Below are 14,518 nucleotides of genomic sequence, written 5' to 3'. Positions count from 1 at the left end.
GAGCAGCAGGTTTTCCTGACGTCCACTTCGGCGGAATCCTTGCTTCCACCAGCGCGTCTGTGATCTCCTGGTGCTCGTTCATGTCTTGCGTACGAAGGGTTGTGCTGTGACGAAGGGGCACTACGGCGTACCTCTTGAACGCAGTGACTACCTCAAGCTGGATCCGAACAAGAACAGCTGCACCCCGGAGGGTTTCCAGGACTGGCTGGAAGGCTTTGGTAAGGGCAAGAGGCTGGCTGTAGACCTCTTCTCCGGTGCCGGTGGTCTCAGCGCCGGCGTGGAGCGGGCGGGATGGACCACTGCGGCAGCGGTGGACTTCGACGAGCGTGCGGTGGAAACCCACAGGGCGAACTTCCCGGGCCTCAGCCTGAAGATGGATCTCGGTGATCCCGCCGAGCGGGACAGGCTTGAGGAGATCCTCAAGTTCGCCAAGATCGACCTCGTGGCGGGTGGACCTCCCTGCCAGCCCTTCAGCAGGGCCGGGCGCAACAAGATCCGTGACCTCGTCAAGAACCATGGCCGCGACCCGGAAGACCGCCGGAAGGAGCTGTGGAGCGCCTACCTGGACATGGTGAAGCGGATCAGTCCGCGGGCGGTCCTCATGGAGAACGTCCCCGACATGGGGCTTCACGACGACTTCTTCGTCATCCGAACGATCGAGGAGGAGTTGGAGGAGCTCGGCTACGCGACGCAGGTGCGGCTCGTTGACGCGTGGAGCTACGGCGTCCCGCAGCACCGGAAGCGTCTCATCCTCCTGGCCAGGAAGGACGTCGACGACTTCGCCTGGCGGAAGCCCGACTCGGAGCCCACTACCCTGCGCGACGCCATCGGTGACCTGCCCGAGCTGGAGGTCGTTCCCACGGAACGGGTCGGAGAGCGGGAGCTGAAGTACCGAAAGCCTCGCAACCTGTCTGGATTCGCCACGAAGATGCGCGAAGAGGCGCCTCGTGGGCTGGTCTGGGACCACATGACCCGGAGGGTCCGGAGGGACGACCATCGGATCTTCGAGGTCATGGAATCCGACACCAAGTACTCGGATCTTCAGGACAAACTGACCGGGGACGAGAAGAAATACCAGCGGTACAGCGCGGAGAAGTACACGGACAAGTACAAGAAGCTGGCCTGGGGCGAACTCAGTCGTACGATCACCGCCCACATCGCCAAGGACGGCTACTGGTACATCCACCCGGAGCAGCTGCGGACCCTCACTGTGCGGGAGGCGGCACGCGTTCAGACTTTTCCGGACAGGTTCCGGTTCGCCGGCACCCGGAGTGACGCCTTCCGGCAGATCGGGAACGCCGTACCCCCGCTCCTGGGAGAGGCCGCTGCTGAGGCACTGAAGCCGGTTGGTGATGCCACCACGGAGACTGCCGGGCTCCAGCCCCACTGGCGGGAGGTCAGGAACGGCCTCGCGGAGTGGGCGAAGCAAAGGCGTGACGGCGGGGACTGGTACCAGCTTCCCGGCGACGCGCCAGTACCGCTGCATGCCGCCGTGGTGGCCATACTCTCCGGAGCGAAGATCAAGCCAGCCGCGATGGCGGAGTTGATGACCTCCGTCAGAAGGTCGAAGACACTCACCGCGGCACTGTTCAAGAAGCTGGTCGACGCGGCGCCCACGATGCCCGCCCGGTCCCGAGTGGACCGCCTGGCACCGCTGGTGGAAAAGCCCTACGACTGGCAGTGGGGAAAGCGGCTCGATGTACCCGCCAAGCTGGCCATGAAGCCAGCCGAGGAATCCCTCTACCGACTGCTGATCGGAGAGGACCTCATGCTGGTCGGCACGGGCACGCTGCGGGTCGCGGCTCGTGTGAACGGTGTCGAAACGGATCACCCGAACCGTCTCAGCGAGGGCCGCGTGAACCTGGTGAAGCTCGTGGGCGCGGGCAAGGACGCACCTCTGCGTATGGGGGCGATCCGGCTCATCGGGACGGACCTGTGCAGAGAAGACCAGCCCGTGTGTTCGGAGTGCCCGCTCGTCGCCCACTGCGTCAGCCGGGAGAACCTGTCCGACGACCTGCTGACTCTGGCTGTCACGCAGGGATAGCGATCGGCGACTCACCCCGCGCCGTTCGAATCGGTAGTCTCCGCCACCCGCTGCGCGGCTCTCTCAACGTCGCGACGAATCTCGCACTCCCAGATCCGAACCACGGTCCATCCGGCGGTCGTGGCCTGTGCTGTGTTGCGTCGGTCCCGTTCCCTGTTGGTCTCGAGCTTCTCCTGCCAGAGAGCGGCGTTGGGCCCTCGGAACTCCTTGGGGCTGTGGTCAGGACAGCCGTGCCAGAAACAACCGTCGACGAAGACAGCAACGTGATACCGAGGGAGCACGAAGTCGGCCGTGCACCGCGGCGCCACCCTCCGCTGGAGACGGAATCTGAAGCCCAACCGGTGCACAGCTTTTCTGAGGGCGATCTCGGGCTTGGTGTCCCTCGCGCGTCGACCTCGAAGATGCTCCCCCTCCGCAGTGGCGACCCACCGCCGATCCGGTGTCCTACCAGCTCCGGCCATGATCACAGCCCCAGCCTGTCGACGTCCTCCGAGAGGGAGAGTGCCACACGCTCCTCATGCTCCGGGAACCAGCCGAACTTCACGTCGATGACCAGGGCCGTATTGAGCTGCCCCTCGGCCTGCTGGCCGAGGCCGGCATCGCACCGGGGACCGACCTTGTCGCGTTCAGCGACGGGGACGGGCGGATCGTCCTCAGGCGGGCCGAGGACGCGATCCGTGACCTCATTGAGACGGGAATGCTCTGACGTAGGTGGTGGCTTCGCACCCAGGACGCGGAGCCGCTGGCTATGGGTCGGGGGTGAACCCCAGCCGTAGCGCCTCGTTACGGGCATGCAGGGCCTGTACAGCCTGCGTCTCTGGAACCTCCTGCTCCAGTTCGAGGCGCCTTCCGACGAACTGGGCCAGCTGCCGCTGCCAGGGTTCGAGGTTGCGGGTTTCCTTGGCCCAGCGCTCGATTGCGTACCACTCGTCGGCAGGGATCAGAGCTGCCTCTTCGCCTGCTCCCTCCTCGGCACCGGTACCGCCGGCGAGTGCCGCCTCGTCCAGCGAGTGGTCGAGCAGCTCCGCCGTCAGGGCTCGGGGGGTCGTCCAGGGCACTCTGGACACGGCGTCCCAGCACGCCGCCTTCTTGGCCCACTCGCCTACGTGGTTGCCCTCAAGCGGAGTGGTCACCGCGCGCATGACGCGGGGGCACAGGTCGTGAATCGCGGCCTCCAGCACCGGTGAGAGGTCCTGCTCTCGCCAGATCCGGTCGAGATCGATCCGGCGGTCCGTTGCCAAGGACAGGCGAGCCACGGTGTACGTGGTGATCATGCTCTTGTGGCTGCCCGCTCCGTGGATGGCGGCGATCCGGTCCACCGCCTTGAACAGAATGGCCATTGCGATCACCCGCTGGCAGTACTGGATGTCGACGCGGGGCGGTGCTTTGTCGACGTTGAACATGAACTCGACGAAGTTCTTCTGGGCCCCGCGGCTCACGTGGTACGGCAGTTGGTTCCACGAGTGGACGAACTTGGCGAGGTCCGCCTTGGTGAACTTCTTCTTCGTCGGGTTCAGCTTCTTGAACTGCCGCTGCCTGGCAGGGGTGCGGGCCTTCGCCAGCTCGTCCGTGTACTGGCCGCGCGCACGCTCGTAGAACCAGTGGGTCTCCTGACCGCTGCCGTCCGTCGCGGGGGCCCACAGGGAGCGGGTGATCCGCTGAATGTCCACGTGGTAGTCGTGGTTGGAGCTGAAGTCGACCTGGGTCACCCGGTTCTGCGTGTTGGAGTACTCCGAGATCTTGGGAACGATCTCCGCGAGCCGTTCGGGCGCCACCTCCGTCAGCTTCATCTGGACCCGGACGTGGGACAGGTCGGCCTTGTCGCGGCTCAGCGCGTAGTGGAGCGAGGCGGTCGTCTGGCCGCCGTTCACGATCTGGAGGCCGTGCACTCCGGAGATGTGGGTGGGCTCGCCGTCCGGGCCCCTCACGAAGTCGACCTGCGACGCGGTCGCGGTGATCCCGTTGTTGTAGGCCAGGAACCTGCCAGGTGCGTTCAGCAGGGTCTCCCGGATACCCCGGTTGACCGCGCCGCGGGTCTGGAGGAAGGAGCGAACGTTGAGTTCGAGGAGCCGGGTGCCGTACTCGGCGTACAGCTCGGCGAGCATCTTCCCTGGTATGACGGCCAGGACCACGGAGTGGTCCTCTTCCGAGCTCGGGGCGGAGACACAGGGCAGCGGCGGGCTGAAGGGCACCATGATGGGCTCGCCGAGAGCGCCCGACGTCGCATGGCGGTGCTGCCGTGCCAGGTCCCACACCTCGTGGGTCACCGGGAGGCCGTCGAATTCCGAGGCCGGCAACTCGGTTGCAGTGCCTACCCTGTTGCTGAGCAGGAAGAGCCTGATCCGTTGCACCTCGGTGAGGGCCTTCTCGACCGCAGCGCACATGTCGTACACGTCGAACGACTCGTCGATGTGCTGCTGCAGCCCGTCCCGGCAACGTTGTACGAACGCCAGAAGCCGCCTGAAGGACGTCTCGGTCTGTGCCTTCGTGAGCTTGTTCTCCAGTGGTTCCAGCTGAAAGTCCGTCACGAACAGGTCCAGGGACTCGCCCGACTCTCCGATGCCGTAACCGTGCACCTCGTGGCCGTGCATCTTGTGGTAGGCGGTGAAGGTGTTGGACACGACGCCGGCCTGCTCCAGGTCCTCGAAGACCCGGCGTGTGAACGCCTCCGGGGTCGTCGTCCCCTCGGCATCAGCGGTCGCCTGGACATCGGCGACGAGGCTCCGCGAGAACTCGGCCAGGTCGAGCTCAGCCATGGGACCCCCCGATCAGTTCCTTCACCTCGTCGGCCGTGGCGCGATAGGCGTCCAGACCAGAGGTGCTCACGTGGTAGGTGCAGTCACCGACGCCCTCAGGCAGGTCCGATTCGACCAGCCTGGGAAAGCCTTCCCGTACGTGCCAGAACCGAAGCTCGCGGAGGGTGTACCGGGGTTCTTCGTAGAGGTCATGGTGCCCGGGGAGGTAACCGACCTGGACGAGTAGACCGTCGAACCGGGCCCGGGCGGCGGGACTCGTGAGCTGCTGTCGTATGCCCTCGACCCTCCTGTTCAGACTCTCTCCCGATCCACCCCGCCGCTCGTCGAGATTCGCGAGTGCGAGGAGCAGCGCGGGCGTCCCGGTTCCGTCCAGCTGTCTCTCACTGGCGATCCGTATGCTCCGGGGCCGCTTCGCGACACTGGCCTTGGTCTCGATGGCCAGCCCGGACAGCTGGAAGTCCTGGTTGGTCCCCGTGGGACCGGTCCACGCCTCGACCGCCTCGGCCTGGCCCAGGGAGGCCAGGAGGACGTCTCCCAGTACCAGGAGTTCGCCGTAGAGTCCGCGACGCGCCTCGGCGCTCAACCCGTCCCTGCTGACGGCGCGCAGGAGGTCCTGCCACCTCTCGAACCTGTCCACGGCGGCTGCCAGGGCCTCAGCGGCGGCCGGAGCGGACTTGGCGGTCTCGGCGACGTCGGAGACGAGCGGGTTGAACACCTCGCGAAGCCCGTCCGCCGTCAGGATCACCTGGAGCTCGTACTCAACCCGGGAAACGGCACTCAGGTTCATCTCGATCCCGGCTGCCTTGGGGAGTCGGCCCACCGACCGCACGATCGGGTCGGCGGAGCGAGCGTCCGCCCGGAACACCAACATGCGCTGGCGGCCAGGGTGGGAGACGGAGAGGAAGATGTCGAGCGGGGACTCCGGGTACAGACGGAGGCTGGACCGTCCCGGGGTGTCCTGGGGACTCTCCAGTTCACGCCACTCGTCCTCGGTGACGGTCACGCCTCGTCCTCCTCGGCGATGGTGTAGATGTCCTCCTGGAGCCAGACGGTGTTGGCGACGTACTCGGTCTTGGACTGATAGTCGGAGTGAGGGAAGCTCACCTGGAAGCCCACGAGGAGTGTCGTCGCCTCACCGTCGGCGACCTGAGGCAGTTCGATGGGGTAGATCAGCAGGAGGCCCTGGTCGGTCCGCCGCTGCCGCCGGATGTGCGGGCCCGCCGGCGTCTTCGGAGCCGACGCCTTCTCCTTCTTCTCAGCCTCCTTCTTCGCGGCATTTCGTGCCGCGTCCTCCTGCGCCTTGTCGAGGCCGATCAGTTCGTCGGGCGGGCTGAGTACCCGGCGAATCGTGTACCGTCCCTCGGCCCTGAAGCCGTCGTTGAGCGCCTTGCGGGTCACGAGGCCGACGGTGTGCCCCGCGATGTCCCGTGGCGACTGCGACGTTGTGCTACTGACCAGGCACACAGTCCAGTTGCCCAGCTCACCCACCCTGGCGCACTGCTCCACGTATTTGGCGATGAGCCTCGGACGAACCCGCTGAGCCATGCGGTCGGTCTCATAGGTGGTGAGGAACTCCGAGACGACCTCAGGGGGAACCCCTCGCCACCGCACGTTGGTCCCTGAACCCCCAGGTACGAGTTCCGCGACGTCGTCCAGCCGACGGACCAGGGTTTCGAGGGCTTTGAAGTTGTTCTCGACGGTCCTGTCGGCGAGCTTGAAGATCACCGTCTCCGGTCCCTCCCCCGAGTAGCTGAGAAGGATCTTCGCGCTCTGACGCATCTTGTTGGCCGCGGTCACGGTGAGCCCCAGAGAGGAGGAACGGACCTTCAGCCCGAACTCCTTCGGGGTGAGACTGAGTGCCGCCATCTCCTCGACCTCCCTGCGGAGTTCGTCGGTCGCGGCCGTGACCTCCACATAGGCGTCCTCAAGCGCGGGCGTGGTGTAAAGACGGCACACGTCCTCGTAGCCGGGACGGTATCCGAACCACCGGCCCATCTGGAGGAGCGTGTCGTACGTCTTCGACACGCGCAGGTAGTAGCTGACGGTCAGGCCATCCAGGGTGAGGCCGCGGGAGAGCTTCTGTCCCCCGATGGCGATCACAGACAGGCCGTTTCTCCGGTTCTCGTAGTAGTCGAGCGCATCCTTGGAGGTGCCGTTCACCGTCTTGACCTGGATCTTCCTGAGGGCAGGAAGGAGCTGTTCGGAGACCTGCTCCCAGGTCAGGCGTTGCACCTCTTCGGCCGGGAACTTGTCCGTGGTGGGAACGAAGTCCCGCTCCCAGAGAGCCCGGAGTTCGGCGCGAAGCTGGGGGCCCTTTCCGTACCGGTCTCGGATCATGTCAACGATGAGCCGCAGGTGGTCGTCGACCTGGTCGCGAACGAGGCTCTGCACCGCGGTGAAGCGGGTGACGTGCACCAGCATCGAGTTGTGAACCTTGGTCTGCCCTCGCGCCCGGCGGGCGGCGCAGGCGAGCACGAACGAGAAGATCGCGTCGCGCAGGGACTGCGGGAGCCGGTCGCCAGGGATGTCACCGGACTTGTGCTTGGTGGGGAGCCAGCTGTCCGCGTCGTCCACATGGCGCACGAGCGGCAGCGGTTGCACGTCCTCCTCGTCCTCGTCGTCGACCTGGAGCCCGAAGACCCGCTCAGGACCAAGGTAGTTCGACGGCGAGGGAAGACTGCGGATGAAGCTGTAAGGGAAGAGGTCTTCCCCGGCGACGCCGTGGTCCACGTCGGGGTCGATGTAGATGTTGGCGAAGGGGGTGGCCGTATACCCGACGTACGCGGCCTTGTCGAAGCTCTTCATGAGCTTGCGGATAGCGGCGTTGGTCTTGGTCGGGTCTGCCTCGGGGTCACGGACCGTGTTGATCGAGGCGTTGTCGGCCTCGTCGTCGATGACGAACAGAGGGAGGTCCTGCACGACCTTCTCGCCGTTCTCGTCCTCGGTGCCGTGGACGTCTATCACCCAGTTGCGCAGGTATTCGAGGATCTTGTAGTGCTTCTTGACGACGAGCACGACGGGGAAGCTGCCGAGGGGGAAGTTGATGGCCTTGGCGGTCGCGAGGCCGAAGTCCCCCTTCTCCGCGCTGCTCGTCGGTGACGCGATGTCGAGCTTCTTGGCGAGGGGCATGGCTCCCGCGCCGATTGCACGTGAACGGCCGTCCTCGTTGGATCGGTTCTGGTGCTGGGTGTCGAAACCCAGGAGCCCTTCGTCCATTCGCAGCTGTGTCTGGCTCCGGAGGTCGTTGTGGATGCCGGCAAGGACCACGATGAACCGGTATCCCGCGTCCACGGCCTTCGCGGCGAGCCCGATGTACTGGCCGGTCTTGCCTGACTGCACTTGGCCGATCACGAGCCCTTGGCGACGCCAGGGGCCGGAGCGGCGAGGATCCTCCAGCTGGCTCAGTACCTCGTCCGAGCTCTGGTCCAGCCGCCTCACGACCCACGGCGGAAGGTTCACCACGTCTTCGAGGTACCGCCGGTAGCGCTCCCAGAAATCCCAGGCACGGTCGTTCTTCGCCTCGGGCAGCCAGGGTTCGTGCCCCTTGGGGTCCACGAGTGCCAGCGACCGCTCCTGGAACACAGCGATCATGGCCTCGATCTCCTTGGCCAGCTGGTCCCGGTCAAGGGCCTCCCCCTGCGCGGCCAGCATCCCGAAGATGGCGTTGACCGCGTTCTGTACCTCGTCCGGCTTCGGCTGACGGTCCTGTGGCAGGAATCCGAGAACCAGACGCGTGGCCTTGGCCATGGGGTCGTCGGGAACGGCGCTCACGTGGGACCTCCAGCGGGATGTAGACGGTGTCGAGCAGAGTAGGGGTGGCCACTGACAACGACTCAGGGCTCATCCGCTCCAGAAGCCCTGTAGTTGGTCGAAGGGAGGCATGGTCCGCAACCTCTCGCGCGCGGCGGCGGGCGATCGGCCGCCCGAGACGAGTGACTCGTAGATGCGCTCTGCCACCTCGGTAGCCGACTCGTCGGCGGGTCCTGGACCACCGAACGGTTCCGGGTCGTCGCTGGTGTCCGTCTCATGCATCACACGGAGGGCGGCGACGGGCACCGTCTCCTCCAGAAGCCGGATCAACGCGCGTACGTCTGCAGTGTTGCTGCCGCCGGGTCGCAGAGCAGCCTGGACCAGCGGATGGCTGCGGTTGATCCTGCACGTGACCCGGCCGTCCGGTCGGCGCACGTTCCACGCGTACGACAGGGGATCACCGTGGGTACGTGCAGCGACCTGTCCACGGTGCCGCAGCACGTCTGCGGCCCTCGCCCGGGCCTGTCGTGCGATGCGGTGGAGGTGCGGACGTAGGCCCACGGGCGGGACGACGCTGGACTTCCTCACGTCGACACCCCATTCGACGTCCGTCTCGGCCGGGATGTCGACGGCGATGCGCGCCAGGTTGTACTTCTCCTCGCGACGCATGCCTCTCTGTCCCAGCCAGTCGCCGGCCAGGATCAGGCGGTTGCGACGGTAGACATAGAAGCCCTGCTGGTCGAGCCACCCTTGTGGCCCTGCAGCCAGGCCGTACTCCTCCGGGGTGAGCCGGTGGGCGCTGGGGAGGATGAACGCCTCGACCCTCACGGAACTGCCGCCGAGAGGCAGTTCCTCCGTGGGGAGCCGCTGGACAGAGGGGTGGTTAACCATGAACGGATCCCAGGGTTCCACCGGGGTTCCGGACACGCGCAGGTTCCTGCGTCGGCTCCCGGTGAGGAATCGGGCGAAGACCATTCCGAGGTGTGACTCCGTACGGGCTGCCTCGGCGTAGAACTGCTTCTGGGTGCGCTCGTCGTCCTCGCGGACGTCACTACCGTTGTAGCCGTTGAGCTGCCGCCAGAGCACGATCGTCCCGTGGTCAGTGCCGCTCCGAAGCCTGTCCAGCACGGTGGTTGTGTCGAGGTCTGCTCCGTGGAGGAGCCTCCACTCACCGGACTCCTCAACGACATCGAGGTCCCAGGTCCGTACGTGCCACACCCCATCGGTCGCTGTGGCCACGGAGAGTTGCCGCGATTGCGAGAACGAGGCGGACTTCAGACCCACGCCGAAGCGGCCCAGGTCAGTGGAAGAACGTGAAGTCGCCGGCCCGCGAGCCGCCACGGTCATTGCCGTGACGAGTTCCTGGGCGCTCATGCCCCTGCCGTCGTCGACGACTGCGATCCACGAGTCCCGTCCCGTCCAGGTGAACTCGACGTCGATGTTCCGGGCCTCAGCCGCGATGCTGTTGTCGACGAGATCCGCGACGGCAGCGGGCAGCGAGTACCCCAGGGAGCTGAGCGAAGCCACCATGCCCGCGGGTTCGGGGGCCGCGATGTCGTATGTCATGGGTGGTTCCAGCCTGCTTCCCCGATACGGGCCCTCTCGCTGTGCGGCTGGCTCATGATCCATGCGAACCAAGAGAACGCCGCGAAATCCTGGAGATGCCCCCTCCGCGCTGTCGGGTTATGCACCCGGCAAGCGCCCGCCCGGATCGATGGTAGTAGAGGCGTGGAGCGAATCATCTGGTGTTCTACGCATTCCAGCTTGCGTGTTCATCGTAAACATGTGGCTTTGCCATCGGCTCCAGAGCAACTACCACCATTCACAGCCGAATAGCCTGAAGCGATCGACGTGAGCTGGGACCGCATGCTCGGCTGCTGTGGGTAAGTTGCAGGGCTCCGCCTTGGGAAGCGGTGTATTCGTCCAGCGCCTACCGTGATGAGTTAGTCCAGTGACCTGCGCACTGCCTCGACCAGCGACGTCGCGCGCGCATCGTCGGAGCCACTGATGATGTGGTTCATCACGTAACCGAAGGCAACGCCGCGCTCCAAGTCGGCGAAGCCGAGCGAGCCGCCCCGCCCGGTGTGGCCGAAAGAGCCCGGTCCAACCATCGGGTTGGTCTCGGTGGGCAACGTGTATCCGGAGCTGAATCGGCTTGGGATCAGCATTACTTGGTCCTTCCCGCCGGCCTGTTCCTTGACCGCCAACCCCAGGGTTTCCGGAGCAAGCAAGCGCACTCCGTCCACCTCGCCGATCAGCGCGGCATACATGCGCGCCAGCGCGTGTGCAGTGCCGACGCCGTTGGAGGCTGGGAGTTCCGCGGCCTGCACCTCGGGCGAGTCGAAGTCGATCTCGGCAGGATCGGTGACCATGTACGCCCTGTTGCTGTACGACTGCGGATCCCGCCACGCGGCCACCTGTTCGCGGAGTTCCTCGGGAACCGACTCGGTGGGCATGGTGGTGAGGTCGACGGTCGGTCGCTGGTACACCATGCGGCTGACCCGGTCGCGTTGTTCCGCTGACAGTCCGATGAAGAAGTCCAACCCGAGGGGGGCGGCGATCTCGTCGGCGAAGAAGCGGCCCGGCGTCCGGCCGGATACCCGGCGGATCACTTCGCCGACGAGCCAGCCCCAGGTCCGACCGTGGTACCCGTGCGCCGTGCCCGGAGTCCACAGGGGACGCTGAGCGGCCAGCGCGGCCGTCATCGGGTGCCAGGCCAACGCCTCGTTGAGCGGGACGGGTTGGTCCAGTGTGATCAAGCCGGCCTGGTGGGACAGCAGCCAGCGCACCGGGATGTCCGCCTTGCCGTTCGCGGCGAACTCCGGCCAGTACTTCGCCACCGGCGCGTCCAGGTCCAGCGCACCGCGCTCGGCCAGCATGTGTGCCGCGGTCGTGGTCGCCCCCTTGGTCGCCGAGTAGACGAGCTGCAGCGTGTCTCGCGTCCACGGACGACCGGTCTCGGGGTCGGCGACGCCTCCCCACAGGTCCACCACCGGTCGGCCGTACTGGTACACGCAAACCGCCGCGCCGATGTCCCCGTGCTGGGCGAAGTTCGCAGCGAACGCCTCACGCACCGGTTCGAACCCAGCCGCGACCTCACCGTGGATCGTCGTCATGCCATCCATCCTGGCATTGCGGCAGCCTGCTCTGAGGGGGCGGGGCTCGGCCTCGCAATTCGAGAGGTGACGGTCACGCCGCGACGGGCACGGCCTGAAGCCGCTCGCGGAACTCCCGGACAGCAGGGACGGACTTGCGCGGTTCGAGGTGTGCGGAGAACTCCTTCAAGCGGTCAAGTGCCCGTACGGAGCTGACACTGCTCTCCAGGAGTTCGGTGCCGTAGTTCGCGGCGTCGAGCGCCCCGTCCAGATCACCGCTGGCGAGCCGGGCCTCGGCCAGGCGGCTGGATCGTACGGCCTTGTCCCGAGGGGCCGCGCTCTTCACGGAGGTCTCCAGGGAGTCCGTGGCGCGCTCCACCTGCCCTGACCGCAGCAGGACCTTGCCCTCGGTGGACTTCAGTTGGGCCTCGCCGAACCAGTTGAGCCACTCCGGGTTTTCCTCAGTCGTGTGGTGCTCCCAGTGGGACACGGCGCGGTTGAGGGCTGTTCCGGCGTTCCGGTGGTCGCCGTCGCGGGACAGTGCCTCGGCCTTGTGCAGGTAGAGGAAGGACTGGGTGTACGGCGACAGAGTTCGAGGGGCGTTGTCGATCGCGGTCGAGATGAGGTCGACGCGCTCGGCTGTCCGTCCGGCCTCGGAGACGTGAACGCCCATCTCCGCGAGGATGAAGGCACCGAACGCGTCGTCTCCAGCCGTACGGGCGCTGCGCAGTGCCCCGATGTAGTAGCGCTGGCCGGCGGACCGCAGCCCCGCGTCGTAAGCCATCCAGCCGGTCAGGTGCGACACCCGGGCTGCCAGGGCGTAGAGGCGAATTCGGATGCTCTCCGTGTACCTTCCGGTGCTCAGGAGACCGGTGACGAGGGCGAGATCGCCGCGCGCCTGCTCCAGGAGCGTGGCGCCGCCAAGTTGGTCGTCGAGGGTGCGCAGCGTGCTGATGCGCTGCTCGATCGTCGAGACCATCGTGTCCGTGACCTGATCCCCGCCCAGGGTCGAGGCGAAGGCGGACGGTGCGTCCACCCAGCTCGCCGCGACGCCCGTCAGGGCGGCGCCGGTGATGGTGAGAAAGCCCCGGCGATCCATGCGGCCACTCCCCACGAGTTCGGACAACGCCTCAACGGTACCGGCCTCGGTCCACGGGGCGGTGAGTCCCGTGACCTCCCACACCGGCAGCCACCGGGGCCAACCTTCCTTCCGGGCCTGCTCGTAGGGGACTCGCAGCAGGTCGGCGAGGACGCGCTGAGCGTCCGCATCCGGCTCCTGCCCCTGCTCCCACTTCCATACGGTGGTCCGGTTGGTCGCGAGCGGGATTCCGAGTGACCGCCCGTGCGCCTGCATGAGCCGGGCGAACTCGGCCTTCCCCCAACCGCGCGTCTGGAGGAGGAAGCTCAGCGGGTGGACCGCCAACGGCTCACCAGGCATGTCATCACTCCCGTCATCCCCTCACGGCGTAGTGGGGAGGCTACTTCGCGTCGCCGCGTACGGGGAGGGCGTCCCCAGGAGGAACCCCCTAGAAACGTTCCTCCTTGCTACCAGGGGCCGTTGACTGAGTATCAGCCGTCCACGGAGCCCGCGCAGGGCGATCGCTCCCGGAACGGCTCCTCAGATCGGCGGCTCCGTCCCCTTTCCCCGTCGGGGACGGAGCCGCTCTCCAACTCCTCGGAGGCGTCAGCCATGCCTACGCTCGTCCATCGCTTCCTCCTCGCGGGTGAGGAAAGGGAAGTGTCCCTTGCCCGGCGCACGGTCGTAGACAAGGTGCGTGCGTGGGGAGTGCCGTTGGACGACGAGACGGCTGACGCCATCCGTCTTGTCGCCTCCGAACTCATTACCAATGCCGTAGTCCATGGGGAGGGACTCGTCACCGTCGCGCTGTATCACCGGCCCGGCCGCCTGGTGATTGACGTCCTCGATGAAAATCCCGCTGCTCCGCAGGTGAGTTGTGCGCTGGCCGACGACGAGAGCGGGCGCGGCCTGGTACTGGTCGAGCTTCTCGCTTCGCGGTGTGCCTGGGAGCCTGTTGGCCAGGGGAAGCGCGTATGGGCGGAGATCGCGCTTCCCAAGGCGGCCACTGCCATCCGAGCAGCCGTTCTGCGCAGGCTATTCGCGCTACGACTGAAGCGCGGTGTGGTAGCCGAGCCTGAGTCGCTCACTCTGGCGGTCGCGTGATGGGACGGCACGCTTTACGAGCGAATCCGCTTCCTGATCCCGATGTGGTCTTCCGGCCCACCCGCCGCGACATCGACCCCGTCACCAGGGAGCCCACTGATTACGCGCTATGGGATCGCCACGAATGGCAGGCACGCGGCGAGTGCTGGCTGTGGTGCGGACGTGACGACGTCGAGGTGACGTGGATCGGACCCGTCCGGTCGAGCGGCATGCACGCGGCCCTCTACGCCTGTCGTGCCTGTCTGTACGAACTGGACCAGCGCGTTCTGGAAATCAACATGCGCGAGGACGCCGGCGGTCTTCCGATTCACCGCTGAACCGCCCTGTCCCTGGCGCCGGACTGCCGCTCATGGCGCGCCCAATGACTGCCGCCCCACGGCAACTCACGTCTCCCACGGCCGTCGGGCGGCCATCGACCTCCCGTCGGAGCCCTGGCGGGAGAAACGAAGAGGAAGGAGTACGAGGTGGCAGAGCCCACAACACCGCCTCCGGCCCGGAGCGGCCTCCTGGTGGCGGTGCAAGAGCTGACCGCCGTCCATGACCGGTACGACAGCCTCCGGTCGGACAACCAGGGCAGTTCCGGTGACGCGCCGTGGCCGGGTGGCGACGGCAACCTGCACGACAGCGAGTAGGCACCAAGCGGTGAGGGCCGGCGCGCTCGGCCGTGTCGGCCCTCGCTGTGTCCGAATCA

The 14,518-nt window shown here is 66.5% G+C and carries 12 protein-coding genes; 5 read left to right on the top strand and 7 right to left on the bottom strand.

The genetic code is table 11. The features are described 5' to 3' along the window. The first annotated feature begins 106 nt into the window (after nucleotides 1-106). Nucleotides 107-2,044 (top strand): DNA cytosine methyltransferase, encoded by a 1,938-nt coding sequence (locus tag SSP24_RS24075; protein ID WP_141311772.1) that lies wholly within the window; start codon nucleotides 107-109, stop codon nucleotides 2,042-2,044. A gap of 11 nt (nucleotides 2,045-2,055) precedes the next feature. Here the strand turns inward: SSP24_RS24075 and SSP24_RS24070 are convergent, their stop codons facing one another. After that, on the bottom strand, nucleotides 2,056-2,505 hold the full coding sequence (locus tag SSP24_RS24070) for a very short patch repair endonuclease (protein ID WP_141311783.1): 450 nt from the start codon (nucleotides 2,503-2,505) through the stop codon (nucleotides 2,056-2,058). A gap of 56 nt (nucleotides 2,506-2,561) precedes the next feature. Between SSP24_RS24070 and SSP24_RS24065 the strand changes: the two genes are divergently transcribed. After that, entirely contained in the window at nucleotides 2,562-2,750 is a 189-nt protein-coding gene (locus SSP24_RS24065) for an AbrB/MazE/SpoVT family DNA-binding domain-containing protein (protein ID WP_141311771.1), read from the top strand. 40 nt (nucleotides 2,751-2,790) lie between these two features. Here SSP24_RS24065 and SSP24_RS24060 read toward each other — a convergent pair whose 3' ends face one another. The 6 genes from SSP24_RS24060 to SSP24_RS24035 form a co-directional block, all read right to left on the bottom strand. Next, nucleotides 2,791-4,800, bottom strand: a complete 2,010-nt coding sequence (locus SSP24_RS24060; RefSeq protein WP_141311770.1) for an AIPR family protein — start codon at nucleotides 4,798-4,800, stop codon at nucleotides 2,791-2,793. Next, complete coding sequence (locus tag SSP24_RS24055) at nucleotides 4,793-5,803, bottom strand: PD-(D/E)XK motif protein (protein WP_141311769.1); 1,011 nt, start codon at nucleotides 5,801-5,803, stop codon at nucleotides 4,793-4,795. The genes SSP24_RS24060 and SSP24_RS24055 overlap by 8 nt, the downstream gene beginning before the upstream one ends. Next, nucleotides 5,800-8,571, bottom strand: a complete 2,772-nt coding sequence (locus SSP24_RS24050) for a Z1 domain-containing protein (protein WP_141311768.1) — start codon at nucleotides 8,569-8,571, stop codon at nucleotides 5,800-5,802. The genes SSP24_RS24055 and SSP24_RS24050 overlap by 4 nt, the downstream gene beginning before the upstream one ends. Nucleotides 8,572-8,640: 69 nt before the next feature. Continuing rightward, complete coding sequence (locus SSP24_RS24045) at nucleotides 8,641-10,116, bottom strand: ATP-binding protein (protein WP_141311782.1); 1,476 nt, start codon at nucleotides 10,114-10,116, stop codon at nucleotides 8,641-8,643. Nucleotides 10,117-10,493: 377 nt separating this feature from the next. Next, on the bottom strand, nucleotides 10,494-11,666 hold the full coding sequence (locus SSP24_RS24040; RefSeq protein WP_141311767.1) for a serine hydrolase domain-containing protein: 1,173 nt from the start codon (nucleotides 11,664-11,666) through the stop codon (nucleotides 10,494-10,496). Nucleotides 11,667-11,739: 73 nt separating this feature from the next. Continuing rightward, complete coding sequence (locus tag SSP24_RS24035) at nucleotides 11,740-13,083, bottom strand: NsdA family TPR-like regulatory protein (RefSeq protein WP_141311766.1); 1,344 nt, start codon at nucleotides 13,081-13,083, stop codon at nucleotides 11,740-11,742. A gap of 252 nt (nucleotides 13,084-13,335) precedes the next feature. Here SSP24_RS24035 and SSP24_RS24030 point away from each other — a divergent pair, with 252 nt between their 5' ends. From SSP24_RS24030 to SSP24_RS42980, 3 genes are all read left to right on the top strand, one after another. After that, nucleotides 13,336-13,827, top strand: coding sequence for an ATP-binding protein (locus tag SSP24_RS24030; RefSeq protein ID WP_141311765.1), 492 nt, complete (start codon nucleotides 13,336-13,338; stop codon nucleotides 13,825-13,827). Next, nucleotides 13,827-14,144 (top strand): hypothetical protein, encoded by a 318-nt coding sequence (locus SSP24_RS24025; RefSeq protein ID WP_141311764.1) that lies wholly within the window; start codon nucleotides 13,827-13,829, stop codon nucleotides 14,142-14,144. The genes SSP24_RS24030 and SSP24_RS24025 overlap by 1 nt, the downstream gene beginning before the upstream one ends. A 147-nt stretch (nucleotides 14,145-14,291) precedes the next feature. Then, nucleotides 14,292-14,459, top strand: a complete 168-nt coding sequence (locus tag SSP24_RS42980; RefSeq protein WP_167307964.1) for a hypothetical protein — start codon at nucleotides 14,292-14,294, stop codon at nucleotides 14,457-14,459. The last annotated feature ends 59 nt before the right edge of the window (nucleotides 14,460-14,518 follow it).

Origin of the sequence: Streptomyces spinoverrucosus (assembly GCF_006539505.1) — a bacterium.
Lineage (GTDB): Bacteria > Actinomycetota > Actinomycetes > Streptomycetales > Streptomycetaceae > Streptomyces > Streptomyces spinoverrucosus.
Note: the sequence above shows the minus strand (reverse complement) of the source record. Positions and strands in the feature narration are given on the sequence as shown.